Below are 25,088 nucleotides of genomic sequence, written 5' to 3'. Positions count from 1 at the left end.
GCGCCTGACCCGTGACGGCGTACGTCAGGGTGGCGGCCGGCGAGAAGACGTCGGAGGCGGCGGTCACCTCGCGACCCGGACCAGGTCCTCCTCAAGATTGAGGCAGCACGCTTGTGCGACAGGGGAGTTGCCCGGTATCCGCGGCCAGGTACTCGCGCCGAGTCGCCCGGCGCAGTCAGTCCTCGCCGTACTCCCCGCACAGCCGCCGCAGCACGACCCCGCACCGCCGTGCGTAGGCGTGCTGCAGGCCGCGCGTCGCGGGCCCGGCCGCCTTGGCGTACCACTTGGCGCCGCGGCTGAACGCGCTGACCGTCAGCCATACCGTGCCGTCGCCCGTGCGGTCCACGACGAAGGCCTCCTCGCCGCACTCCGGGTGGCCGGTCAGCGTGCCGTACGCCCAGCCCGCGCGGCGGTGTTCCTCCACCGTCCAGACCACGCGACAGGGTGCCTTGATGACGGCGGCCAGGGTCACCGTGACGTCGACGTCGGGGGCCGCGCGGTCGGCGCTCGCGTCGATGCCGACGCCCATCGCGCGGTGCATCTCCCAGGTCAGGACGGCCTCGGAGGCACGCCGGAAGACCGCCTCGCCCTCGCCTATGCGGGTGCGCACATGCAGGTGGTGGAAGCCGGGCGGGCAACGGAAGCCGCGCTCGCGGGTCGCGCCGACCTCCGTGTACGTGAAGGACATGGGACCCAGGGTAGGGAGGGGGGTCGGGGTGGCTGTCCGGCGGGGGGTACGGGAACCGTGGAGGTGCGGGAAGCGCGGGGGTGCGGACACGCGTACGGCGGGGCGGTCCCCGGAAATGCCTTCGTTCCGGGTACCGCCCCGCCGGTCAGCCACCGCTCATGCTGCCTGTGCGCCGGTCGTCACGCGGTGACGTTGACCGCCGCCCAGGCCGCGTTCACCGCCGCGTACTCCGTGCTGGTGGCGCCGTACAGGGCCGAGGCCGCCGACAGGGTCGCCGTGCGGGCTCCCTTGTAGTTGGTCGTCGACGTCATGTACTCGGTGAGTGCCTTGTACCAGATCTGGACGGCCTTGGCGCGGCCGATGCCGGTGATCGTGGAGCTGTTGTACGTGGGGGAGTTGTAGCTGACGCCGTTGATGGTCTTGGCGCCGCTGCCCTCGGAGAGAAGGTAGAAGAAGTGGTTCGCCGGGCCCGACGAGTAGTGCACGTTCAGGCTGCCCAGGGTCGACGACCAGTAGTTGGCCGAGGAGCCGTCCTTGCTCGGCTGGTCCATGTGACGCAGCGGCGAGCCGTCGCCGTTGATGTCGATCTCCTCGCCGATGAGGTAGTCACCGACGTCGGAGGAGTTCGCCGCGTAGAACTCGACGGCCGTGCCGAAGATGTCGGACGTCGCCTCGTTCAGGCCGCCGGACTCGCCCGAGTAGTTCAGGCCCGCCGTGTTGGAGGTGACGCCGTGGGTCATCTCGTGGCCGGCCACGTCGATCGAGGTCAGCGGGTGCGTGTTGCCCTCGCCGTCGCCGTACGTCATGCAGAAGCAGCTGTCCGACCAGAACGCGTTGACGTACGCGTTGCCGTAGTGGACGCGGGAGTACGCGGCGACACCGTTGTTCTTGATGCCGGAGCGGCCGAACGTGTCCTTGTAGAAGTCCCACGTCTTCTGCGCGCCGTACGCGGCGTCGACGGCCGCGGTCTGGTCGGTGGTCGAGCTGGAGGCCGCGCCGGTGCCCCAGGTGTCGTCGGCGTCGGTGAACAGGGTGCCCGCGGAGGAGGAGGTGGCCCGCGCCTTGTTGTACGTCTTGTGGCTGCCACGGGTGGTGTCGGTCAGCTGGTACGTCGAGCCGGACAGCGTCGTGGTCAGGGCGACGGTGCCGGAGTACAGGCTCTTGCCGGTGCCGGTCTCGATGCCCTGGTACTCGTACAGCTTCTTGCCGGTGGCCGCGTCGGTGACGACGTGCAGCTCGTTCGGGGTGCCGTCCTCCTGGAGGCCGCCCACGACGGTCTCGTACGCGAGGGTCGGGGTGCCCGAGGCGGCCCAGATCACCTTGCGGGGGGCGTTCGACGCCTTCGACTCGGTGGAGCCGGCCTTCTTGGCGAGCGTGACGGCCTGCTTCTCGACGGCGGTCGTGGTCACCTCGGGGGAGAGGTCGGTGACCTTGAGGGCGGCGTTGTGCGCCTTGGTCACGCCCGCTGTCTCACCGGCCGCGTTCTCGTGCACGACGAGGTCGCCGCCGAGGACCGGCAGGCCCGCGTAGGTGCGCTCGTAGCGGGTGTGGAGGGTGCCGTCGGCGTCCTTGAGGACGTCACGGACGACGAGCTTCTCCTGGGCGCCGAGGCCTATCTCGTCGGCGGTCGCCGGGGCTTCGGCGGCGGCTTCCTGGATGAGGGCCGTGCGCGTGGCCGGGGTCAGCGTCATCGGTACGGCGGCGGCCCCGGCCTTGGTGGCGGTCGGCTCGGTCTCGGCGGAGGCGCCGGTGGTCAGACCGGTGGTGAGGAGGGCTCCGGCCGCGAGGGCGGTGGCGATGGCCAGGGTCGTGCGCTTGTGACGCGCGTAGATGGGGGTCACGCGAACTCCTTTGTGGGGGATCCGGACGGTCTTGGGGTGATCGTCCGGAGGTGGTACCTGTGCAGTTGGAGTGCTGTTGCGGCGTGCGGTGGAAGAGTGACATCGGGGGCGCGTACATGTCAGGACCCCAAAGTGATGTTGGCCGAAAATCAACTGCCGGGTGAATATTTCGTGCACGTAACACGACACGACCGGACGCGATCCGGAGCAGTGCCGGGGCAGCCAAGAGGGGTGCCGCCCCGGTGAGTTGTTCCACCGGGGCGGCACCCCTCCCGCTGAGCCCCTACGGGCCGTGTGTTCAGGTCGTCGGGAAGGTGATCTTCCAGCCGTTGATCCTGCCGACGTCCTGCGCCGCCCGGTCCTGGACCCTCAGGACCCAGGTTCCGTTGGCGACTTCGGAGGAGGCGTTGACCGTGAACGGTTCGCTCACGTCGTCGGCCGAGTCACCTGAGCTGAACGGCTTCAGGTTGTAGACCGTGCCGTCCGGCGCCACCAGGTCGACGACGAGGTCGCCGCGCCAGGTGTGCGTGATGTCCGGCGTGACCACCAGGTTGGTCGGCGCGTTGCCGGTGATGCCGGTGACCGCGAGCGGCGACGTCACGGCGGCGCCGTTGTCCGGAATCGATACGTCGGTCGTGGACTCGAAGTTGGTGCCGGTACCACCGCCACCGCCACCGGGACGCGTGCCGACGTTCACACCGGCCCACGCGTTCTGCACACCCACGTACTCGGCGCTGTCGGTGCCGTACAGCTCGCCGGCCGCCGCGAGGGTGCCGGTGCGGGCCGCCGCGTAGTTGGTGGTCGTCGTGAACTTCGTGGTGAGCGCGCGGAACCAGATCTTCTCCGCCGCGGCCCGGCCGATGCCGGTCACCGCGAGCCCGTCCGAGGTGGGCGAGTTGTAGTTGACGCCGTTGATGGTCTTGGCGCCGCTGCCCTCGGAGAGGAGGTAGAAGAAGTGGTTCGCGGGGCCCGACGAGTAGTGCACGTCGATCGACCCGATGCCCGAGTACCAGCTGTCCCGCGACGACCCGTCCTTGTCCGGCTCGTCCATGTAACGCAGCGGCGTGCCGTCGCCGTTGATGTTGATCTCCTCGCCGATGAGGTAGTCACCGACGTCGGAGGAGTTGTTCGCGAAGAACTCGACCGTCGAGCCGAAGATGTCGGACGTCGCCTCGTTGAGACCGCCCGACTCGCCGGAGTAGTTCAGCCCCGCCGTGACAGAGGTGAGACCGTGCGTCATCTCGTGCGCGGCCACGTCGATCGACGTCAGCGGGTTGGCGTTGCCCGAGCCGTCGCCGTACGTCATGCAGAAGCAGCTGTCCTGCCAGAACGCGTTGACGTAGTTGTTGCCGTAGTGGACGCGCGAGTACGCGCCGACACCGTCGCCACGGATGCCGGAGCGCCCGTGCACGTTCTTGTAGTAGTCCCAGGTCAGCGCGGCGCCGTAGTGGGCGTCGGCGGCGGCCGACTCCAGGTTGGCCGGCAGGCCGTTGCCCCAGATGTCGTCGGCGCCCGAGAAGAGGGTGCCGGTGCCGGAGGTGCCGCGGTTCAGGTTGTACGTCTTGTGGGCGCCGCGCGCGGCGTCCGTGAGGTTGTACGTCGTCCCGGACTGCGTGGTGCCGAGGTTGACCGTGCCGCTGTACACCGTGTTGCCGGTTCCGGTTTCGATCGCCTCCCACTCGAAGAGCTGCTCACCGCTGGTGGCGTCCGTGATGACGTGCAGCTCCTGCGGGGTGCCGTCGTGCTGGAAGCCGCCGACGACCGTCTCGTACGCGAGGACGGGGGTGCCGCTCGCCGCCCAGATCACCTTGCGCGGCGCCTTGTTGACGTCGGGGCTCTTGGCCTCCTCCGCCTTCGCCGCGCCCAGCGCCTGGCTCTCCGCCTTCGAGGCGGCGATCTTCGGCGTGAGGGACGCGACCTTGATGGTGGCCCTGGCCGCCTTCACGATGCCTTCCGTGGCACCGGACTTGGCGGTCTCGACCACCATGTCGCCGCCCAGCACCGGGAGTCCGTCGTACGTGCGCTCGTAGCGCGTGTGCAGGGTGCCGTCGCCGTCCTTGAGGACGTCACGGACGACGAGCTTCTCCTTGGCGCCCAGACCGAGTTCGGCGGCCGTCTGCGCCTTGGTGGCGTTGGCCTCGGCCAGCAGCGCGGCGCGCTGGGCGGGGGACAGCTTGACGGACTCGGAGCCCGGTATGACCTTGCCCGCGGCCAGAGGTGCCTTCTCCGGGGCTGCGGTGGCGGCACCGGACTGAACGGCCGCTGCCAGTAGGGCGGTTACCGCGACGAGGGCGCCGGTGGCGACCCGTCGCTGGGTACTGCGGGAGAACCGGGAGGTGCTGGTGGGGGTCGCGTGGGGGGTGCGTCTGTGGGACTGGCGTCTCAACACTGACTCCTTCTGCTTGGCCACTGATCGAGCGGCCAGGGGGGACCGGACGGTGGTGGCCCGTCCGGGGCAGAACAGGTGCGTGCGGATGCGCGGCGAGAACACAGCGGTGTGGCTGTGGAGCCGCTGTGAAGGTGCCGTGGGAAGAGTCGCAGGCGAGCGCCTGCCCTGTCAGGACCGCGTCAATAAGTTGGCTGGAAACGGTCCGTTGTCCGGATGGTCATGTTCGCTATACGGGCTATTTAGTAGAAGTTGGCCGCGCGTCCCCGGAGTGGGACTCCGGCTGCTCCCCGTGCCACGACCGCCACAGTGCCGCGTACGCCCCGTCCGCCGCCACCAGCCCCTCGTGCGTGCCGAGTTCGGTGAGCAGCCCCTCCTCCATCACGGCCACCCGGTCCGCGTCGTGCGCCGTGTGCAGCCGGTGTGCGATCGCGATCACGGTCCGCCCTTCGAGTACGGCGGCCAGCGCGCGCTCCGTATGACGCGCGGTCGCCGGATCGAGCAGCGCCGTCGCCTCGTCCAGGATCAGCGTGTGCGGGTCGGCCAGCACCACGCGGGCCAGGGCCAGTTGCTGGGCCTGCGAACCGTCGGTCGACTCCCCGTCGCCGCCCAGCGCGGTGTCCAGCCCGGCCGGCAGCCCGCGCACCCAGTCCTCGGCGCCGACTGCGGCCAGCGCCGCCCACAACTGGGCGTCCGTGGCGGCCGGTTCGGCGATCAGCAGGTTGTCCCGGACCGTGCCGAGGAAGACATGGTGCTCCTGCGTGACGAGCACGACCTGCCGCCGCAGCTCCTCGGGCCCCAGCGAGGCGATCGGTACGCCGCCCACGGTCACCGTGCCCGAACGCGGCTCGTCGATCCCCGCGAGCAGCCGGCACAACGTCGTCTTGCCCGCACCCGACGGCCCCACCACCGCGAGCCGTTCACCCGGCCGCACCGTCAGATCGACCCCGCGCAGCACCTCGCCCCCACGGTCGTACGCATACCGCACACCCACCACGTCGATCCGGTCGTCCACCGGCACCGGGGACTCCTCCGACCCGCTGGGGCCTGTCGTCACATTCCCGCCTGCCTGGCGACGCCATGCACGCCCTCTCGCCGCACCGGGCACAGACCCACGTACAACCAGTACGAGGGCCAGTGCCCGGCACGCCGAGAGCACGCACCTGACGCCGCCAGGCCCGCCCTTCGGGCGGACGACGGGAATGTGACGACAGGCCCCAGGCGCCTGGCCGAGCCCCTCCACTCGTGCGAACGAGGCGCTGCTGGACTGGAGTTGCTCGGCCCAGGTCAGCACCTCGTCGAGCGGCGCCTCCAACTGCCGCAGATACAGGGCAGCCGCCACGACCGCACCCAGGCTCACCGCCCCCTCCCCGAGCAGCGCGCCGCCCACCACCAGCACGGCGACCACGGGAAGGACGTACGACACCTCCACCGGCGGAAAGAACACGGTCCGCAGATACAGCGTGTGCAGGCGCCGGCGACGGGACTCGTCCAGCGCGTCCCGGCTCACCGCCACCCGCCGCTCCGCCAGCCCGAACGCCTCGACCGTGCGGGCCCCGGTGGCGGTCGCCGCGAGGATCTCCGCGACCTCGGAGTTCGCGGCACCCTCGGCGAGATACGCGGTGCGCGCCCGGCGCAGATACCAGCGCAGCGCGAACCAGATGCCGGCCTGCGCGAGCAGCGCGGACAGGCCCAGCAGCGGGTCGAGCGCGAACACGGCGCCGACGATGAACAGACACTGCACCGAGGCGATGAGCAGCTCCGGCCCCGCATCCCGCAGCGTCGCGCCGACCGTGTTGACGTCGGCCGTCCCCCGGGCCGTGAGATCGCCGGTCCCCGCCCGCTCCACCACCGAGGCGGGCAGCGCGAGCGCCCGGTCCACGAACTCCTCGCGCACCCGCGCCAGCGTCCGCTCCCCGAACCGGTACCCCACGTACCGCGCCCAGCGCGCCAGCAGCAACTGCGCCACCGCGCACACCACGATGACCAGCCCGAGCCGGTCCACGGCCCCGACCCCGGCGCCCGCCCGCACCTCGTCGATGATCCGCCCGAGCAGCCAGGGCGCGACGAGCCCGGCACCGGCCGCAGCCGAGTTCAGCAGCAGCACGGCGGCGAAGGCACGGGAGTCGGCGCGGATCAGCCGGACGGCGGCCCGGCGTACGTCGGCGGCGCCGGCGATGGGCAGTTGGGCACTCACCGTACGGACTCCTCGATGTCTGCGATGCCTGCCAGCTCTTCTTCTTCGTCGGTCTCGTCCGCGTCGCGCGCCACCAGGGCCCGGTATCCGGGTTCCTCCGCGAGCAGCCGCTGATGACTCCCGACGGCCGCCGTCTTGCCGTCGACCAGGTAGTACACGGTGTCCGCCCGGTCCAGCAGCAGCGGCGAGGTGGAGGCCACCACGGTTGTACGGTCCATGCGGTCGCCGCGCTCGGCGCGCAGCCGGTCCGCCACGGCGGCCTCGGTGTGCGCGTCCAGCGCCGAGGTCGGCTCGACGGCGAGCAGCACCTCGGGGTCGGCGAGCAGCGCCCGCACCAGCCGTACGCGCTGCCGCTGCCCGCCGGAGAGGTTGCGGCCCTGTGCGTCGATCGCCGAGCCGAGCCCGTCCGGCAGCCCGAGGACGATGTCCTCGGCGACGGCCGCCCGCACCGCCCGCGCGATGGCCTCGTCGGTCGACTCCCGGCGCCCGCAGACCAGTTCGCGCAGCGTCCCGGCGAACAGATCGGCCTCGTTGTCGGCGACCAGGATGCGGGCGCGGACCTCGGCCAGCGACATCCCGTCGAGCCGTACGCCGCCCCAGGTCACCGCCGACGGCACGAACCGGCCGAGCCGGTCGACGACGACGGCGGCATCGGCGGGCCGGGCACCGGTGAGCGCGGTCAGCCGCCCCGGTACGGCGTGTACTCCCGACTCGGGGTCGTGCAGGGCGGCGGGCGACACCGGCGCGTCCAGGCAACCCCCGCTGTCCGCCCCCGTGTCGGTGTGGTCGGGTTCGAGGCGCAGGAATCGCACGACCCGCCCGGCGGCCACCAGGGCGCGGCTGATCTGGAAACCGCACTCGATGAAGAAGGCCACCGGCACGATCAGGACGGCGACATAGCCGTACACCGACACCAACTCGCCGATGGAGATGTCCCCTTGGGCCGCCAGCCGGGCCGCGAGCCAGGTCACCAGGGCCAGGAACAGCGTCGGCAGCCCGACCCCGAGCGCCTGGATCCAGCTGCTCACCGCCCCGACCCGGTACCCCTGCTCCTGGAGGCGGCGCGAGTCACGGCGGAACGCGTCGGCGAACAGCCCTTTGCCGCCGAGTCCGTTGAGGACGCGCAGCCCGCCCGAGAGGTCCCCGATCCGGGCGGTCAGGACACCCTGCCGCTCCCGGTACGACGACTCCACTCCCTGCAGCCGCCCGAGCAGTGGTCCGACGAGCAGCGCGACGACCGGCACGCCCAGCAGGATCACCGCGGCGAGCGTCGGCGACACCGACAGCAGCAGCCCGGCGACCACCCCGTAGGAGACGATCGCGCCGACGCCCGGCCCGACGAAGGTCAGCGACTGCGCGATCGTCGACACATCGCCGACGCCGATCGTGACGACCTCCCCGGCCCCGACCTGCCGGGGCAGCGCCGCCCCCAGCCGCACGGCCTGCCCGATCACGACCTTGACCGTACGGAAGTTGGCGTCCATCCGGACCCGGGTCATCGTGCGGTGCCGCATGATGCTCAGCCACGCGCTGAACGTCCCGGCGGCGAGTATCCCGGCGGCCCAGCCGGCCAGCACCGCCTGGTCGCCCGGTTCGAGACCGTCGTCGATGGCCCGCGACATCAGATACGGCGACAGCGCCATCAGCGTCGTCCAGCTGCTGCCCAGCAGCGCCCCGACGGCACACCGCCGCCACTGCTGCCGCACCAGCCACAGCAGATATCGGGCGGAGCCACGGGAGTCGGGCGTGCCGGGATCCTCGTACGCGTCGATCATTTTCCTTCTCGTCCCCGTTCCGACCCGGTTCCCGTCCTGCACCTACGAACTCACGACGTCACGAACTCTCGAACTCACGCCAGGCTGTCCCGCCAGGCGCGGTGCAGATCCGCGAACCGGCCCGTACCGGCGATGAGTTCGTCCGGTGGCCCGTCCTCGACGACCCGTCCGTGCTCCATCACCAGCACCCGGTCGGCGATCCCGACGGTCGACAGCCGGTGGGCGATGACCACGGCGGTACGCCCCTTCAGCACCGTCGACATCGCGCGCTGCACGGCCCGTTCCCCCGGGATGTCGAGCGAGCTGGTCGCCTCGTCGAGGATCAGCACCGCCGGATCGGCGAGCAACGCCCGCGCGAACGCGACCAGTTGACGCTGCCCGGCGGAGATACGGCCACCTCGTTTGCGTACGTCCGTGTCGTAGCCCTCGGGCAGGGCGCTGATGAAGTCGTGGGCGCCGATGGCCTTCGCCGCCCGTTCGATCTCCTCGCGCTCGGCGTCGGGGCGGCCGATGGCGATGTTGTCGGCGACGCTCCCGGAGAACAGGAAGGCCTCCTGCGTCACCATCACGACCCCGCGCCGCAGGTCGGTGCCCGACAGGTCGCGCAGATCGACGCCGTCGAGGAGGACGTGTCCCTCGGTGGGGTCGTAGAAGCGGGCGAGCAGCTTGGCCAGGGTGGACTTGCCTGCGCCGGTCGAGCCGACGACCGCGACGGTCTGCCCGGCCGGGAGGGTGAGGTCGAAGCGGGGCAGCACCTCGCCGCCGGTGCGATAGGCGAACCGGACCCCGTCGAAGACGACCTCGCGACCCGGGTGCTCCGACTCGAGTACCGGGAGCTGTACGGGAGTTGACGGCTCCGGAACGGAAGGTGTCTGGGCGAGCAGCCCGGAGATCTTCTCCAGGGAGGCGGTGGCCGACTGGTACGAGTTGAGGAACATGCCGAGCCGGTCGATGGGGTCGTACAGCCGGCGCAGATAGAGCACGGCGGCGGCCAGCACACCCAGTTCGAGGGAGTCGTTCGCGACCCGGTGGGCACCCCACAACACCATGCCCGCGACAGCGGTGTTGGCGACGATCCGGGAGCCGACGACGTAACGGGCCATCTCCAGCAGCGCGTCGCCGTTCGTGCGCTCGTGGCGCCGGTTGAGCACCTCGAACTCGGCGTCGTTGGCGCGCTCGCGGCGGAACGCGCGCACCGGCCGGATGCCGTTCATCGTCTCGACGAACTTGACGATGACGGTCGCGATGGCGGTGGACCGCCGCCCGTACACCCGGGCGGCCCGGCGCCGGTAGAGCCGGATGAGGAGACCGAGGGGGACGAAGGACGCGACGGCGAGCGCGCCGAGGCCGAAGTCCAGCCAGAGCAGGACCACCGAGATGTAGGCGAACGACAGGGCGACGGTGACGAGTTCCTGGAGCCCGTCGTTCAGCAGCTCGCGCAGCGACTCGACGTCCGCCGTGGAACGGGAGATCAGCCGGCCCGAGGTGTAGCGCTCATGGAAGTCGAGGCTGAGCGCCTGCGCGTGCCGGAAGATACGCCCGCGCAGATCGAGCAGCGCGTCCTGACTGACCCGGGCGGCGGACGAGACGAACCAGTACTGCAGCGCGCCCGACGCCACCGCGCACAGCAGATAGCCGACCCCGACGGCGACGAGCGGCCCGTTGTCGTGGTCCCGGAAGGCCGGTACGGCACTGTCGATCGCGTACGCGACGAGCAGCGGGCCCGCCTGGACGGCCGCCTGCTGGAGCAGCAGGAGCACGGCGGTGAGGACGACCCGGCCCTTCATCGGAGCGAGCAGGGAGCGCAGCAGGCCGGCGGTGGCACCGGGCGGCGTGGGGAGGTCGTCCTGGTCGAACGGGTCGCCGGTGGCAGGGAGTTGGGGAGCGCCGGGGGCAGGGGAGGTGTCCGCGTCGGAGTCCTGCCGGGGGTGTTCGTCCGGGGTCGGCGCGGTGGTCGTGGGCGCCGTCATCGGGCGGCCTCCTCGAAACTGTCGGTGCCGTGAGCGGTGTCGCTGCGATCGGTCTCCTCGTCCGCGCCGGCCATCAGCCAGGCGTACTCGGCGTTCGTGCGCAGGAGTTCGTGGTGGGTGCCCACGGCGGCGACCCGGCCGCCGGAGAGCAGGGCGACCCGGTCGGCGAGCAGGACCGTGGACGGGCGGTGCGCCACGATCAGGGCCGTGGTGTCGGCGAGGACCCGGCGCAGCGCGGCCTCGACGGCGGCCTCCGTGTGCACGTCCAGCGCGGACAGGGGGTCGTCGAGGACGAGGAACCGGGGCCTGCCCACGACCGCCCGGGCCAGCGCCAGCCGCTGCCGCTGGCCGCCGGACAGGCTGAGGCCCTGCTCGCCGACCTGGGTGTCCGTCCCGTGCGGAAGCGAGTGCGCGAACTCGGCCTGCGCGACGGAGAGCGCGTGCCGCAACTCGGTCTCGCCCGCCTCGTCCCCGGCGCCCATGAGGACGTTGTCGCCGACGCTCGCCGAGAAGAGGGTGGGCTCCTCGAAGGCGACGGCGACGAGGGCGCGCAGCTCTTCTCTGGGCAGGGCGGCGATGTCGCGCCCGTCGAGGGTGATGCGTCCCGAGGTCACCTCGTGCAGCCGGGGGACGAGCGCGGTGAGCGTCGTCTTGCCGCTGCCCGTCGTACCGACGAGGGCCATGGACTCGCCGGGCCGGATGTGGAGGTCGACGCGGTCCAGGACGGGCGGGGAGTCGGCGGGAGCGTCGGGATACCGGAAGGTGACGCCGTGGAAGCGCAGCCCGGCTCCGCCGGTTCGCAGTATTTCGGCTGCGGGCTCGGTGGGGGCTGGTCGCGCAGTTCCCCGCGCCCCTTCGGGGGCGCCGTAGTGACCGTGGGGGGTCGCGTGCCCGTCGGACGCAGCGGGGGCACCGGAGTTGGGAAGCGCCTCGTTCCCCGCCTCCCCGGCCCCCTCGGGCTGCTCGTCCATCACCTCGAAGTACCGTTCCGTGGCGGTGGCCGCGTCCTGGCTCATCGCGAGCAGGAAGCCGATGGAGTCGACGGGCCAGCGCAGGGCGAGGGCGGTGGAGAGGAAGGCGACCAGCGTGCCCGCCGACAACTCACCGTCGGCGACCTGCACGGTCCCCAGCACGAGCGCCGCCCCGATCGCCAGCTCCGGCAGCGTGACGATCACCGCCCAGATCCCCGACAGCAGCCGGGCCTTGTGCAGTTCGGTCCCGCGCAACGTCCGCGACAGCTCACGGAACGCCCGCGCCTGACTCCGGTGCCGCCCGAACCCCTTGATGATCCGGATGCCGAGCACGCTCTCCTCGACGACCGTCGTCAGGTCGCCCACCTGGTCCTGGGCCCGCCGGGCCACGAGGTGGTAGCGCCGCTCGAAAATGATGCACACGATCAGTACGGGGATGGCGGGCCCCAGGATCACCAGCCCGAGCGACCAGTCCTGAACCAGCATGATGATCACGCCGACCAGGATCGTCACCCCGTTGACCAGCAGGAACGTCAGCGGAAAGGCCAGGAACATCCGCAGCAGCATCAGGTCCGAGGTCGCCCGGGACAGCAACTGACCGGACGGCCACCTGTCGTGGAAGGCGACCGGCAGCCGCTGGAGCCGCCGGTACAGATCCGCCCGCATCGCCGCCTCGACCCCGGCCAGCGGCCGGGCCACCAGCCACCGCCGCAGCCCGAACAGCACCGCCTCCCCGAGCCCGAGCAGCAGCAGCCACAGCGCCCCGAACCACACGCCGCGGGAGTCCCCGTCGGCGATCGGCCCGTCCACCATCCACTTCAGGACAAGCGGGATCACCAGCCCCATGCACGACGCGAGGACGGCGACGAACGCGGCCGTGAACAGCCGTACGCGCACCGGCCGCACATAGGGCCACAGGCGCAGCAGCGTGCGTACGGCGGAACGGCCGCGGGTGTTTGCAGTTTCAGGTTCCTTGGTGTTTGCACGTGTCGTGGACATCAGAGCCGAGCCTACGGATCCCCACTGACAGTGCCTACCGGGTTTTGGCCCGGATCGGGTCGGGCGCAGGTCCTACGACCTGCGTGTTCGAAGAGTCGTATGTGAAGTCGTACGTGTGCATCAACCGATCGGCTGATGCCGGTCCGAGCGCGTCGGCCGATGTGCCGTCCGTTCCCGTACCGCGACTCTGATGGGCATGTCCGTCATCGAAGTAAGCGAACTGCGCAAGTCCTACGGCGGCCGACCGGTCGTGGACGGCGTCTCCTTCGCCGTCGAGGAGGGCGAGATCTTCGGCATCCTCGGCCCGAACGGCGCCGGCAAGACCACCACCGTCGAGTGCGTCGAGGGCCTGCGCGTCCCCGACGCCGGCCGGGTCCGCGTCACCGGCCTCGACCCGGTCGCCGACCACGAGGCCACCAGCCGTGTCCTGGGCGCCCAGCTCCAGCAGAGCGAGTTGCAGGCGAAGCTCACCGTCCGCGAGGCCCTGGAGCTGTACGCCGCCTTCTATCCTCTCCCGGCCGACTGGCACCCTTTGGCCGAGCGCCTCGGCCTGACCGCCCACCTCACGGCCAGGTTCGGCAAGCTCTCCGGCGGCCAGAAACAGCGCCTGTTCATCGCACTCGCACTGATCGGCAACCCGAGGGTGGTCGTCCTCGACGAACTGACGACGGGCCTCGATCCCCGCGCCCGCAGGGACACCTGGCAACTCATCGAGGACGTACGGGCAAGCGGCGTGACGGTCCTCCTGGTGACCCACTTCATGGAGGAGGCGCAGCAACTGTGCGACCGGATCGCCGTGATCGACAAGGGGCGGATCGCCGCCCTGGACACCCCGGCCGGCCTGATCCGCCGCTCGGCGGGCGCCACGTTGATCAGCTTCACGCCGTCCGCGCCGCTGCCCGAGGACGCGCTGCGGACGCTTCCGGCGCTCGCCTCGGTCGAGTACAAGGACAGCCGAGTCACCCTCTCCGGCACCGACGAGACCGTCGACGCCGTCCTCACGCTCCTCGCCCGCAGCCATGTCACCGCCCACCAACTCCGTGTCACCGACGCCACGTTGGACGACGCGTTCCTCGACCTCACGAAGGAGGAAGCGGCATGAGCGCCATGAGTGCCACGAGCACGTCCGTCGTCAACACCGCCGTACTGAAGACCGAGTTCCGCCTTCTCCGCCGCGAACCCGGCGCCCTCTTCTGGATCCTGCTCTTCCCGACCCTCCTCCTGGTGATCCTCGGCGCGATCCCCGCCTTCCACGACCACGAACCCGGCCTGGGCGGCCTGCGGACGATCGACGTGTACGTCCCCGTGGCCGTGCTGCTCGGGCTGATCGTCGGCGGGATCCAGGCCATGCCGCAGACCCTCACCGCTTACCGCGAGCACGGCGTCCTGCGCCGGATGTCCACCACCCCGGTCCGCCCGGCAGCCCTTCTCTCCGCGCAGATGCTGGTGTACGGCGGGGCGGCCCTGACGTCGTCGCTGCTCGCCCTCGCGGTCGGGCGCCTGGCCTTCGACGTACGACTGCCACAGCAGCCCTTCGGCTACGCGGCGGCCCTGCTGCTGACGGTCCTGGTCGCCCTCGCGCTCGGCGCCGTGATCTCCGCACTGTCCCGGACGACGAAGATCGCGGGCGCGATCGGCTCGGCCGTGTTCTTCCCGGCGATGTTCTGTGCGGGCGTGTGGCTGCCGGTGCAGACCATGCCGGACGTGTTGGCCGAGGCCGTCGGCTACACACCGTTCGGCGCGGCGTCCGAGGCCCTGAACCAGGCGGCGGCGGGAGACTGGCCCGGCTGGGACCACCTGGGCGTGCTCGTGGCCTGGACCGTGCTGCTCACGGCGGGCGCCTCGCGCTGGTTCCGCTGGGAGTGAGGGGAGAGCCCGTGCAGACCGGGGAGACTCGGCAGACTGGGGAGATGACCGCGGCGGACCAGCAACTCGAGCATCGTTGGGACCAGCTCCACACCTGGGGTCCGTACGGGCTGCTCGTTGTCTCCTCTGTCCTTTCGATCCTCGCCGGCGAGCTGATGGCGGGCCCCGCCGAGTGGTACGCGGCCGGCGCGCTGGTGGTCGCCGCGGTGGCGCTCCAGCTGTGGCACGGGCCTCGCCGCGGCCGCCGGACCCCGTCCCGCCGCGGGACCGTCTACTACGTCCTGCGCTGGGTGATCTCCTTCGCCCTCACCTGGCTGAACCCGTTCTTCGCGTTCTACGCGTCCACCGGCTACTTCGACACCGACGAAGTGGTGGCCGGAACGCGCCGGCAGCGGCTCGGCCTCTTCGCCACAATCGTCGTGGTGGCGGGCGCACAGGCAGGCGGGCTGCCGTTCCACAACCCGGTCCAGTGGGTGCTGTTCGGCGTGATGGTGGTCGCGAACAACGCCCTGCTCATGATGATCGGCCATCTCACCCAGCAGGAGGAGCAGCGCTCCCGCGACCGGGCCGTCACCATCGCCGAACTGGAGCGCACCAACACGGCGTTGCAACAGGTCCTCGACGAGAACGCCGCCCTCCACGCCCAACTCCTCGTCCAGGCAAGGGAAGCGGGCGTCGCGGACGAACGCCGCCGGCTCGCCGCCGAGATCCACGACACCATCGCCCAGGGCCTGACCGGGATCATCGCCCAGCTCCAGGTGGTGGCGAACACACCGGACCCGGCGACCGCCGGTGAACACACCCGCCGCGCAACGGAGTTGGCCCGCCACAGCCTCGGCGAGGCCCGCCGTTCCGTACAGAACCTCGCTCCTGTGGCACTGGAGAACGACGGCCTGCCGCAAGCCCTGAAGAAGACGGTCGCCGAATGGGCCGAACGGACGGGCGTACGCGCCGAGTTCACGGTTGCCGGCCCGACGGAACGCCTCCACACCGAGCTCTCGGCCACGCTCCTGCGCATAGTCCAGGAGGCCCTGTCGAACGCCTCCCGCCACGCCCGCGCGACCAGGGTGGGCGTCACCCTCACCTACCTCGGCGACGAGGTGATCCTCGACATCCGCGACGACGGCAAGGGCTTCGACCCGCACGCGGCCCGCGAACGCACCGGCACCGGCGGCTTCGGCCTCGACGGCATGCGCGCCCGCGCCGAACGCATCGCGGGCTCACTCACCGTGGAGTCCGAGCCGGGCCACGGCACGGCGGTCTCGGCCCGCGTACCGTTGGTACGCCATGACAACTGACGCGCCCGAGAAGAAGACGATCTCTCTCCTCATCGTCGACGACCATCCCGTCGTACGGGACGGTCTGCGCGGCATGTTCGAGTCGGCACCGGGATTCACGGTCCTCGACGAGGCGTCGAACGGCGTCGAGGCGGTCGAGAAGGCCGCCGCCCTGGACCCGGACGTGATCCTGATGGACCTGCGGATGCCGGGCGGAGGCGGCGTGGAGGCGATCGCGCGCCTGACGGGAACGGGCGCCCGCGCGAAGATCCTGGTCCTGACGACCTACGACACGGACTCCGACACCCTCCCCGCGATCGAGGCGGGCGCGACGGGCTACCTCCTCAAGGACGCCCCGAGGGACGAACTCTTCACGGCGGTAAGGGCAGCCGCCCAGGGCCGCACGGTCCTCTCCCCGGCGGTCGCCTCCCGCCTGGTCTCGGCGGTCCGTTCTCCCCGATCTCCCGGCAAGGAGCCCCTCTCCGCCCGCGAACGCGAGGTCCTGGCCCTGGTCGCCAAGGGCACGTCGAACCGGGAGATCGCCCGCGTACTCTTCATCAGCGAGGCCACGGTGAAGACCCATCTGACCCACCTGTACACCAAGTTGGGCGTGAAGGACCGGGCAGCGGCGGTGGCGACGGCGTACCAGCGGGGGATCCTCGGCTAACTCGGCTAACTCCGCTAACTCGCCTGAGTCGCGGTGCCAGGGGGACGGCGGGGGCGTCAAGAAGGTATCCACGGACCGGAACCCGGGGTGAAACTCACGCGACAGCGCGGGACGACTCTGGAACGCTACGGGACCGGGCCGGCCCCGGCCCGGACCTGGATGGGGGAGATCGATGGGCTTCACGCTGGACGGACCGGTTCTTGAAGGCTCGCTCGTGCGCCTGGAGCCCCTGGACCACCGTCACGCGCCGGACCTGGCCGCCGCGGCGGAGGAGGACCGCAGCTCGTACCGGTTCACTTGGGTACCGAGGGCGCCCGAGATCGGCGCATACATCGACGCCCAGCTCGCCCGTACCGCTGCGGGCCGACTGGCACCGTACGCACAGGTGGACCGGGCGTCGGGGCGTGCGGTCGGGGTCACGGCCTACTGGGAGCCGCGGCTGTGGCCGACGGGAGACGGCCTGTGCGCGATCGAGGTCGGCTTCACCTGGCTCGCGGCGTCGGCCCAGGGCACCGGGCTCAACACCGAGGCCAAGTACCTGCTGTTCCGGCACGCGTTCGAGAGCTGGGACGTGGCCCGCGTCGACCTGAAGACGGACGCCCGCAACGACCGTTCACGGGCCGCGATCGCAAAGACGGGCGCACAGTTCGAGGGCGTACTGCGGAACTGGTCCCCTTCCTGGGTACCGGGCGAGGAAGGCCGCCTCCGTGACTCCGCGATCTTCTCGATCACCGCGGAGGAGTGGCCGACCTGCCGGGCGAGCCTCGAACAACGCCTCACACGCGCTGGTGCACAGGGCGAACCCAGTACACCGGGGACCCCGAGTACAGGCCTCTCCGCCCCGGCCTGAACCGCACCTGCGGGCGGCGAGCGGGAAGAAGCCGCTCGGTCAGTCCTTGCGCCCGGTCGCGGCCACGGTGACGCCGAGGCCGATCATCGTGATCCCGCCGATCCCGCCGACGATGGAGAGCCGCTGGGGTGAGCGGGCGAACCAGTTCCGCGCGGTGACCGCGGCCAGCCCCCACACCGAGTCCGACGCGATCGCGATGGCAGTGAAGACCAGACCGAGCACCAGCATCTGAACGGCGACATTCCCCTGGGCGGGATCGACGAACTGCGGCAGCACGGCGGCGAAGAACACGATGGTCTTGGGATTGCTCACCCCGACCGCGAACCCCTCCCAGAACGTACGCCGCCCGCCGTGCGCCGCCTGGTCACCGGCGAACACGGCCTGCAGCGACCGGCGTTCCCGCCACGCCCTGACACCCAGGTACACGAGGTAGGCGCCACCCGCCACCTTGAGCAAGGTGAACACGAGCACCGACCGCTCCACGACGGCCCCGACCCCGAACGCCACGGCCACGACGAGCGCGTAGGCACCGAGCGTGTTCCCCACGACGGTGGTCAGCGCGGCACGGCGCCCCTGCGACAGCGCCCGCCCCACCACGAACAGCACACTGGGCCCAGGGATCACGATCAGCAGGAACGACATGGCAGCGAAGGCGAGCAAGCGGTCGGTAGACACCATGGAGCCCATGTAAACACCGGGGGTGTTCGCCCTTCCAGCCCTTTTCAGGAGACGCGGAGCGCCGTGCGTCGGTCACCTCACCCCACCACCCGCAACAGCAGAACAGCCCGCCCCGGCACCTCGATCCCCGCCCCCGCCCGATGCACCACCCCCGGCGCCTCCCCCTGCTCCTCCCGCGACGTGTCGACGACCACCTCGTACCGTTGTGCCCACGGCGCCCCCGGCAGTACGAAACTCGTCGGGCGGTCGCCCGCGTGCAGTACCGCCAGGAAGCTGTCGTCGACGATCGGGGCGCCCCGGGCATCGCGTCCCGGGATGTCGCGCCCCGAGAGATACATGCCCAGCGTCGCCGCCGGGGCGTACCAGTCCCGTTCCGTCATCTCCGTGCCGTCGGCCGTGAACCAGGCCAAGTCCCGCAGCCCGTCCGCCGAATGGGCCCGCCCCGAGAAGAACGCCCGGCGGCGCAGTACGGGATGGCGATGCCGTAGTGCGATGAGCCGTGACGTCAGTTCGGTCAGAGCCCGCCAACCAGGCTCCTCCAGCAACCCCCAGTCCACCCAGCTGATCTCGTTGTCCTGGCAGTACGCGTTGTTGTTGCCCCGCTGGGTGCGCCCCAGTTCGTCGCCCGCGACCAGCATCGGAACGCCCGTCGACAGCAACAGAGTTGTCAGCAGGTTCCTCAACTGGCGGCGCCGTAGCGCCTGTACGTGCTCGTCGTCCGTCTCGCCCTCCACGCCGCAGTTCCAGGCCCGGTTGTCGTCCGTGCCGTCCCGGTTGCCCTCACCGTTGGCCTCGTTGTGCTTCCGCTCGTACGACACCATGTCCCGGAGCGTGAAACCGTCGTGCGCCGTGACGAAGTTGACCGAGGCGTAGGGGCGCCGGCCGCCCCACGCGTACAGGTCGCTCGAACCCGACAACCGGTATCCCAGATCCCGTACGTCCGGCAGCGCGCCCCGCCAGAAGTCCCGTACCGCGTTGCGGTAGCGGTCGTTCCACTCCGTCCAGAGCGGGGGGAACGCGCCTACCTGGTAGCCCCCGGAGCCCACGTCCCACGGCTCCGCGATCAGCTTGACGCGGCGCAGCACCGGGTCCTGCGCGATGACCGCCAGGAAGGGGGAGAGCATGTCGACGTCGTGCATCGAGCGGGCCAGGGCCGCCGCCAGGTCGAACCGGAACCCGTCCACCCCCATCTCGGTCACCCAGTACCGCAGCGAGTCCGTGATCAGGCGCAGTACGTGCGGCTGGACCACGTGCAGGGTGTTTCCGCAGCCCGTGTAGTCCGCGTACCGGCGGGCGTCGGTCTGCTGGAGCCGGTAGTAGCCCCTGTTGTCCATGCCGCGCAGCGACAGGGTCGGGCCGCGTTCGTCCGCCTCCGCCGTGTGGTTGTAGACCACGTCGAGGATGACCTCGATGCCCGCCGCGTGCAGTGCGTGCACCATGCGCTTGAACTCGCCGACCTGCTGGCCCGCCGTGCCCGTGGCCGCGTATCCCGCGTGCGGGGCGAAGTAGCCGATCGAGTTGTAGCCCCAGTAGTTCTTCATGCCCCGGCGCAGCAGATGGTCCTCGTGCGCGAACTGGTGCACCGGGAGCAGTTCCACCGCCGTCACGCCGAGCTTCGTCAGGTGCTCTATCGCTGCCGGGTGTGCCAGGCCCGCGTAGGTGCCGCGCAGTTCCTCCGGGATGCCCGGGTGCGACTTCGTGAAGCCCTTGACGTGGACCTCGTAGATCACCGAGTCCGCCCAGGGGGTTTTCGGGCGGCGGTCGTCCGCCCAGTCGTCGTCATCGTGGACGACGACGCCCTTCGGGACGTGCGGTGCCGAGTCGCGGTCGTCGCGCACGGTGTCCGCGACCTGCTGCTGGGGCCAGTCGCGGACGTGTCCGTACACCTCCGGCGGGAGGCTGAAGTCGCCGTCGACGGCCCGCGCGTACGGGTCGAGGAGCAGCTTCGCCGGGTTCCAGCGGGCGCCGGTCCAGGGGTCCCAGCGGCCGTGTACGCGGTAGCCGTACCGCTGACCTGGCATGACACCCGGCACGAAGCCGTGCCAGATCTCGTGCGTCAGTTCGGTGAGGGGGACGCGGGTCTCCACCTCTCGACCGCCCCCCTCCCCACCGCCGTCCTCTCCACCGGCGTCCTCCACCTCTCCGAACAGGCACAGCTCCACCGCCTCCGCCCCGCCCGCCCACAGCGAGAAGTTGGTGCCCGACACCCCGTCCGGGCCGGTGCGGAATCGTGCGCCCAACGGCATCGGTGTCCCCGGCCACACGGGCACGGCCGGCAGCGCGGCGCGTGACGCGCCGTTCAGCACGGTGTCGGTGCCGGTGTCGGGCAACACGGAGTCGGGGCGCCCCTCCTCGACGGCGTGCTGCTGGGCCACCGCCTTCTGCTCGGCTGCGCTGGACACCTTTCCGCCTCCCGCGGCTCGTGGAACGAAGCGAGAACAAGGTGTACGGCATCCCGGCCGCGGCGCCCTGTCGCGTCGTTCTCCTCCCTGTTCTGCCCAGAGCGCGGCTCGCACTCACGTTTCCCCAGGGCGGGCCGCGTCGTTGGGTCGTGCGTGAGGCACGTACAAGGGCGCGCTCGGCGCGCGAGGGCCGGGCTGGCCGCCGTAATGACATGGGCAGGACTGCTGGCCGGAGCCGCCGGCTGCACTTCGGAGGAGGTGGGCGGGACGGACTCGGTGTTCGGGAAACCCCGGGCACCAAAGGACGTGATCCGCGTCTCGCCGGACGACGGAAGCCGTTCCGTGCGTCCTGGGGACCCCCTTCTCGTACGGGTGCCCAGTGGGCGCCTGGAGTCGGTGAAGGTCGTCAGGTCCCAGGACGCGCAGGAGTCGGCGGTGCCCGGGCGGATCTCCGACGACGGGCTCTCCTGGCGGCCCGACGACGCGCGGCTCGCGCTGGCCGCCAGGTACACGGTCGACGCCGTGGCGCTCGACGGCCACGGACGCCGTTCGGCACGGCACACGACCTTCACCACGTACGTACCTGATGAGCGGTTCATCGGATACGTCACCCCGGAGCACCGCGCCACCGTCGGCACCGGAATGATCGTGTCGCTGGAGTTCAACCGGGAGATCACCGACCGTGCGGCCGTCGAACGCGCCGTCCGCGTCACCGCGGAACCCGCCGTCGAGATCCGGCCCCACTGGTTCGGCGACGACCGCCTCGACTTCCGGCCCGAGGAGTACTGGGCACCGGGCACCGAGGTCACCGTCGACCTGCGGCTGCGGGACGTCGAGGGGGCGCCCCGGGTCTACGGGATCCAGCAGAAGACGTTCACCTTCACCGTCGGCCGCAGCCAGGTCTCGCTGGTCGACGCCGCCGCCCACACCATGCAGGTGCGGCGCGACGGCGAGCTGCTCGCGACGGTGCCGATCACGGCGGGGGCGCCGAAGACCACGACGTACAACGGGAAAATGGTCGTCACGGAGATGCTGGAGCTGACCCGGATGAACGGCGCCACGGTCGGCTTCAAGAAGAAGGACGGCAAGGGCGAGTACGACATCCCCGATGTGCCGCACGCGATGCGCCTGACCACCTCCGGCACCTTCCTGCACGGCAACTACTGGGCGTCGGGCGTCTTCGGCAACACCAATGTCAGCCACGGGTGTGTCGGTCTGAGGGATGTGAAGGGCGGTAGCTCGGACAGTCCGGCGGGCTGGTTCTTCGACCGGAGCCTCGTCGGTGACGTCGTCGAGGTCGTCCACAGCAATGACAAAAAGGTCGCTCCCGACAACGGGCTCGGCGGGTGGAACATGGGCTGGAAGGAGTGGAAGACGGGCGGTGCCGTGAAGTAACGGTCACTGAACCGACGTAAAGAGTCGGGTCCGACTATCTGATGATGTTGGGACGGAACGGTGACCTTCGAGGGCCGCCGGGGGGTGTGACCTTGTGCTTAATATGCGCCGGGGTGCGCGGGACGCGCCGGGGAAGTGGGCCTGACCAGGCCACGGGAGGGGAGAAAGATTGAACGCGCGACCAATATCGGGGGTAACGGGCGCACTGCTCGCCGGAGTTCTGCTCGTCGCCGTCACCGCGTGCGGCGGCGGCGGTGACTCGGACCCCGGGACCGACGACGCCAAGCCCAAGGGCAAGGACTCCAGCACGGCGCAGACCCAGCAGTCGGAGGCGGTCGTCACCATCGCCCCCAAGGACGGCGCCAAGTCCGTGAACACCAGCGGCGCCCTCACCGTCAGCGCCGCCAAGGGCAAGCTGACCGAGGTCAAGGTCGAGGACTCCAAGGGCAACGCGGTAGCGGGCGCGCTGGCCGCCGGTGACACCAAGTGGGCGCCCGCGGCGCATCTCGCCGCGTCCACCACGTACAAGGTGCACGTCGTGGCGAAGGACGCCGAAGGGCGTACCGCGGCGGAGGAGTCCTCCTTCACCACCCTCACCCCGAAGAACACGTTCGTCGGCACGTTCACGCCCGAGGACGGCTCCAAGGTCGGCGTGGGCATGCCGTTCTCGATCCGCTTCACGCGGGGCATCACGCATCCCGAGGACGTCGAGAAGGCCATCACGGTCAAGACCGAGCCGGCCGTCGACGTCGAGGGCCACTGGTTCGGCAACGACCGCCTCGACTTCCGCCCGGAGAAGTACTGGAAGCCGGGTACGAAGGTCACCGTCTCCCTCGCCCTCGACGGCGTCGAGGGGCGCCCCGGCGTCTACGGCAAGCAGGCCAAGCAGGTCTCCTTCACCATCGGCCGCAGTCAGGTCTCCACGGTCGACGTCAAGACCAAGACGATGGTCGTACGACGGGACGGCAAGGTCGTCAAGACCATCCCCGTCACCACCGGCGCGCCCGGCTACGAGACCTGGAACGGCCAGATGGTCATCACCGAGCGCCTCGAAGTGACCCGGATGAACGGCGAGACGGTCGGCTACGGCGGCGAGTACGACATCAAGGACGTCCCGCACGCCCAGCGCCTGACGACCTCCGGCACCTTCATCCACGGCAACTACTGGGGCGGCGACGCCTTCGGCAACTACAACGCCAGCCACGGCTGCATCGGCCTGCGGGACGTACGCGGTGGCTACGACGGCAAGATCGCGGCGGCCTGGTTCTTCAACCGGTCGATGATCGGCGACGTGGTGGTCGTGAAGAACTCCAACGACCGGATCGTCGACCCGGACAACGGGCTCAACGCCTGGAACATGTCCTGGGAGAAGTGGAAGGCGTAACCACGGTCATGTGGTGGCGGGCCCGGTGTGACGGACGGCACCGGGCCCGTTGGCGTTAGCCACGGTTAACCTGCTCTGCATGACTGTGCATCTCGAAGTCGCCGAAGGTGTCGGCACGCTCCGGCTGGACCGGCCGCCCATGAACGCGCTGGACGTCGCCACCCAGGACCGTCTCAGGGAGCTCGCGGAGGAGGCCACCCGTCGCGAGGACGTGCGGGCGGTCGTCGTCTACGGCGGGGAGAAGGTGTTCGCGGCCGGCGCGGACATCAAGGAGATGCAGGCCATGGACCACGCGGCGATGGTCGTACGGTCCAGGGCCCTTCAGGACTCCTTCAGCGCCGTTGCCCGGATCCCCAAGCCGGTCGTCGCCGCGGTGACGGGCTACGCGCTCGGCGGCGGCTGCGAGTTGGCGCTCTGCGCCGACTACCGCATCGCCGGCGACAACGCGAAGCTCGGCCAGCCGGAGATCCTGCTGGGCGTGATCCCCGGCGCGGGCGGCACACAGCGCCTCGCCCGGCTGATCGGCCCGTCGAAGGCCAAGGACCTGATCTTCACCGGCCGGATGGTCAAGGCGGACGAAGCGCTGTCCCTCGGCCTGGTGGACCGGGTGGTACCGGCGGCCGACGTGTACACCGAGGCGCACGCGTGGGCGGCGAAGCTCGCGCAGGGTCCGGCGATCGCGCTGCGCGCGGCCAAGGAGTCGATCGACGCGGGTCTGGAGACGGACCTGGAGACGGGGCTCGCGATCGAGCGGAACTGGTTCGCGGGCCTGTTCGCGACGGAGGACCGGGAGATCGGGATGCGCAGCTTCGTGGCCGAAGGTCCCGGTAAGGCGAAGTTCCTCTAAAGCGCTTGCAGTTGACGCGCTGTCTTATCCGGGTCCCTCGATGGGGCGGTTTATGGGAGCCTTGGGGCAACCTTGAGCCTGTCCTGCCGAGAGGGCCTGTCGCTTGCCCGAAAGTGAGCTTCCGCCGCAGGTCAGAGAGGCTTTAGCGGCCAACGAAATGCCTCCGGAATATGCCGGAGGGTCAATTCGGAATGACGTGTTCCGGGGGGCGTATTCCTCGGGAACGGCCCCGGGGAATGGCCCGGGCGGCCATGATGGGGGCATGGCGGGGCTGGAGGGCATCGAACAGCCGCGGGGACACGGCCGTGCGACCGCGGCGCGCTGGTCGCCTGCGGTGGAGGACGAACGGGCACTCAAGGCGCTCGAGTTGTTCGGGAACCCGACGGAGGCCGAGGTTCCGCTGCCGTCCCGCCCCGAGTCCGCCGCGACCGCCCGCCGCCTCGCCCAGGTGGTGGTCCTGCGCCAGTGGGGGCTCACCCCCAAGATCACGGAAGACGCGGTCCTGCTCGTCTCCGAACTGGTCGGCAACGCGGTGCGCCACACCGGCGCGAGAGTGTTCGGCCTGCGCATGCGCCGCCGGCGGGGATGGATCCGGGTGGAGGTCCGGGACCCCTCGCGAGGGCTGCCGTGTCTGATGCCGGTGCAGGAGATGGACATCAGCGGACGGGGGCTGATGCTGGTGGACAAGCTCTCCGACCGATGGGGCGTCGACCTGCTGCCGCGCGGGAAGACGACGTGGTTCGAGATGCGGGTCGCCGACCGGTAGGTGCCCTACGGCCCAGTAGCACTGTGGTGCTACTGGCTGCGTAGCACTGTGGTGCTACGGCCGTACCGCTCCACGGTGCTACGGCTGCGCAGCCGCCTGGGCGGGCCGCCGATCGGGCTAATCGCCCGT

18 protein-coding genes are annotated in these 25,088 nt (G+C 70.6%); 9 read left to right on the top strand and 9 right to left on the bottom strand.

Going from position 1 to position 25,088, the window contains the following annotated elements:
- Positions 1-175 precede the first annotated feature (175 nt).
- The 7 genes from ACH4TV_RS30115 to ACH4TV_RS30085 form a co-directional block, all read right to left on the bottom strand.
- The gene (locus tag ACH4TV_RS30115) at positions 176-688 is read right to left on the bottom strand and encodes a DUF1990 domain-containing protein (RefSeq protein ID WP_398403534.1); all 513 of its coding nucleotides are present in this window, start codon (positions 686-688) and stop codon (positions 176-178) included.
- 179 nt (positions 689-867) lie between these two features.
- On the bottom strand, positions 868-2,529 hold the full coding sequence (locus ACH4TV_RS30110; RefSeq protein ID WP_398403532.1) for a M4 family metallopeptidase: 1,662 nt from the start codon (positions 2,527-2,529) through the stop codon (positions 868-870).
- Between the two features lie 298 nt (positions 2,530-2,827).
- Positions 2,828-4,918 carry a M4 family metallopeptidase gene (locus ACH4TV_RS30105; RefSeq protein ID WP_398403530.1) on the bottom strand — a complete coding sequence of 697 codons (2,091 nt, stop codon included), beginning with the start codon at positions 4,916-4,918 and terminating at the stop codon, positions 2,828-2,830.
- Between the two features lie 235 nt (positions 4,919-5,153).
- Entirely contained in the window at positions 5,154-7,112 is a 1,959-nt protein-coding gene (locus ACH4TV_RS30100; protein ID WP_398403528.1) for an ABC transporter ATP-binding protein, read from the bottom strand.
- Positions 7,109-8,887 carry an ABC transporter transmembrane domain-containing protein gene (locus tag ACH4TV_RS30095; RefSeq protein WP_398403526.1) on the bottom strand — a complete coding sequence of 593 codons (1,779 nt, stop codon included), beginning with the start codon at positions 8,885-8,887 and terminating at the stop codon, positions 7,109-7,111. Before ACH4TV_RS30095 ends, ACH4TV_RS30100 begins: the two co-directional genes overlap by 4 nt.
- A gap of 74 nt (positions 8,888-8,961) precedes the next feature.
- Complete coding sequence (locus ACH4TV_RS30090) at positions 8,962-10,857, bottom strand: ABC transporter ATP-binding protein (protein WP_398403524.1); 1,896 nt, start codon at positions 10,855-10,857, stop codon at positions 8,962-8,964.
- A complete protein-coding gene (locus ACH4TV_RS30085) occupies positions 10,854-12,827 on the bottom strand; it encodes an ABC transporter ATP-binding protein (protein ID WP_398403522.1) in 1,974 nt (657 codons plus the stop codon). Before ACH4TV_RS30085 ends, ACH4TV_RS30090 begins: the two co-directional genes overlap by 4 nt.
- Positions 12,828-13,023: 196 nt before the next feature.
- Here ACH4TV_RS30085 and ACH4TV_RS30080 point away from each other — a divergent pair, with 196 nt between their 5' ends.
- The 5 genes from ACH4TV_RS30080 to ACH4TV_RS30060 all read left to right on the top strand — a co-directional run bounded on the left by ACH4TV_RS30080 (position 13,024) and on the right by ACH4TV_RS30060 (position 17,487).
- Positions 13,024-13,929 carry an ABC transporter ATP-binding protein gene (locus ACH4TV_RS30080; RefSeq protein WP_398403520.1) on the top strand — a complete coding sequence of 302 codons (906 nt, stop codon included), beginning with the start codon at positions 13,024-13,026 and terminating at the stop codon, positions 13,927-13,929.
- Positions 13,926-14,693, top strand: coding sequence for an ABC transporter permease (locus tag ACH4TV_RS30075; RefSeq protein WP_398403518.1), 768 nt, complete (start codon positions 13,926-13,928; stop codon positions 14,691-14,693). Before ACH4TV_RS30080 ends, ACH4TV_RS30075 begins: the two co-directional genes overlap by 4 nt.
- Positions 14,694-14,737: 44 nt before the next feature.
- Complete coding sequence (locus tag ACH4TV_RS30070; RefSeq protein ID WP_398403516.1) at positions 14,738-15,991, top strand: sensor histidine kinase; 1,254 nt, start codon at positions 14,738-14,740, stop codon at positions 15,989-15,991.
- On the top strand, positions 15,981-16,637 hold the full coding sequence (locus tag ACH4TV_RS30065; RefSeq protein WP_398403514.1) for a response regulator: 657 nt from the start codon (positions 15,981-15,983) through the stop codon (positions 16,635-16,637). The genes ACH4TV_RS30070 and ACH4TV_RS30065 overlap by 11 nt, the downstream gene beginning before the upstream one ends.
- 172 nt (positions 16,638-16,809) lie before the next feature.
- Positions 16,810-17,487, top strand: a complete 678-nt coding sequence (locus ACH4TV_RS30060; RefSeq protein WP_398403512.1) for a GNAT family N-acetyltransferase — start codon at positions 16,810-16,812, stop codon at positions 17,485-17,487.
- Positions 17,488-17,526: 39 nt separating this feature from the next.
- On the opposite strand, the gene ACH4TV_RS30055 is transcribed toward ACH4TV_RS30060, so the two are convergent.
- Both ACH4TV_RS30055 and glgX read right to left on the bottom strand, forming a co-directional pair.
- Complete coding sequence (locus ACH4TV_RS30055) at positions 17,527-18,174, bottom strand: LysE family translocator (RefSeq protein ID WP_398403511.1); 648 nt, start codon at positions 18,172-18,174, stop codon at positions 17,527-17,529.
- 68 nt (positions 18,175-18,242) lie between these two features.
- Positions 18,243-20,567, bottom strand: coding sequence for a glycogen debranching protein GlgX (gene glgX / locus ACH4TV_RS30050; RefSeq protein WP_398403509.1), 2,325 nt, complete (start codon positions 20,565-20,567; stop codon positions 18,243-18,245).
- A gap of 153 nt (positions 20,568-20,720) precedes the next feature.
- On the opposite strand from glgX, the gene ACH4TV_RS30045 reads away from it, so the two are divergent.
- From ACH4TV_RS30045 to ACH4TV_RS30030, 4 genes are all read left to right on the top strand, one after another.
- Positions 20,721-21,962, top strand: coding sequence for an Ig-like domain-containing protein (locus tag ACH4TV_RS30045; RefSeq protein WP_398403507.1), 1,242 nt, complete (start codon positions 20,721-20,723; stop codon positions 21,960-21,962).
- Between the two features lie 169 nt (positions 21,963-22,131).
- Positions 22,132-23,346, top strand: coding sequence for an Ig-like domain-containing protein (locus ACH4TV_RS30040; protein ID WP_398403505.1), 1,215 nt, complete (start codon positions 22,132-22,134; stop codon positions 23,344-23,346).
- A 79-nt stretch (positions 23,347-23,425) separates the two neighbouring features.
- Positions 23,426-24,193 carry an enoyl-CoA hydratase/isomerase family protein gene (locus tag ACH4TV_RS30035; RefSeq protein ID WP_398403503.1) on the top strand — a complete coding sequence of 256 codons (768 nt, stop codon included), beginning with the start codon at positions 23,426-23,428 and terminating at the stop codon, positions 24,191-24,193.
- 262 nt (positions 24,194-24,455) lie between these two features.
- Entirely contained in the window at positions 24,456-24,959 is a 504-nt protein-coding gene (locus tag ACH4TV_RS30030) for an ATP-binding protein (RefSeq protein WP_398403501.1), read from the top strand.
- Positions 24,960-25,088 lie beyond the last annotated feature (129 nt).

Origin of the sequence: Streptomyces sp. NPDC020898 (genome assembly GCF_044333925.1) — a bacterium.
Taxonomy (GTDB): domain Bacteria; phylum Actinomycetota; class Actinomycetes; order Streptomycetales; family Streptomycetaceae; genus Streptomyces.
The sequence above is the reverse complement of the archived record's forward strand: the minus strand, read 5'-3'. Positions and strand labels throughout refer to the sequence as shown.

Excerpts from the sequence above, each read along its gene's own strand:
- ACH4TV_RS30115 (WP_398403534.1), bottom strand. The coding sequence starts at position 688 with ATGTCCTTCACGTACACGGAGGTCGGCGCGACCCGCGAGCGCGGCTTC.
- ACH4TV_RS30095 (WP_398403526.1), bottom strand. The coding sequence starts at position 8,887 with ATGATCGACGCGTACGAGGATCCCGGCACGCCCGACTCCCGTGGCTCC.
- ACH4TV_RS30090 (WP_398403524.1), bottom strand. The coding sequence starts at position 10,857 with ATGACGGCGCCCACGACCACCGCGCCGACCCCGGACGAACACCCCCGG.
- ACH4TV_RS30085 (WP_398403522.1), bottom strand. The coding sequence starts at position 12,827 with ATGTCCACGACACGTGCAAACACCAAGGAACCTGAAACTGCAAACACC.
- ACH4TV_RS30080 (WP_398403520.1), top strand. The coding sequence starts at position 13,024 with ATGTCCGTCATCGAAGTAAGCGAACTGCGCAAGTCCTACGGCGGCCGA.
- ACH4TV_RS30075 (WP_398403518.1), top strand. The coding sequence starts at position 13,926 with ATGAGCGCCATGAGTGCCACGAGCACGTCCGTCGTCAACACCGCCGTA.
- ACH4TV_RS30070 (WP_398403516.1), top strand. The coding sequence starts at position 14,738 with ATGACCGCGGCGGACCAGCAACTCGAGCATCGTTGGGACCAGCTCCAC.
- ACH4TV_RS30065 (WP_398403514.1), top strand. The coding sequence starts at position 15,981 with ATGACAACTGACGCGCCCGAGAAGAAGACGATCTCTCTCCTCATCGTC.
- ACH4TV_RS30060 (WP_398403512.1), top strand. The coding sequence starts at position 16,810 with ATGGGCTTCACGCTGGACGGACCGGTTCTTGAAGGCTCGCTCGTGCGC.
- ACH4TV_RS30055 (WP_398403511.1), bottom strand. The coding sequence starts at position 18,174 with ATGGGCTCCATGGTGTCTACCGACCGCTTGCTCGCCTTCGCTGCCATG.
- ACH4TV_RS30035 (WP_398403503.1), top strand. The coding sequence starts at position 23,426 with ATGACTGTGCATCTCGAAGTCGCCGAAGGTGTCGGCACGCTCCGGCTG.
- ACH4TV_RS30030 (WP_398403501.1), top strand. The coding sequence starts at position 24,456 with ATGGCGGGGCTGGAGGGCATCGAACAGCCGCGGGGACACGGCCGTGCG.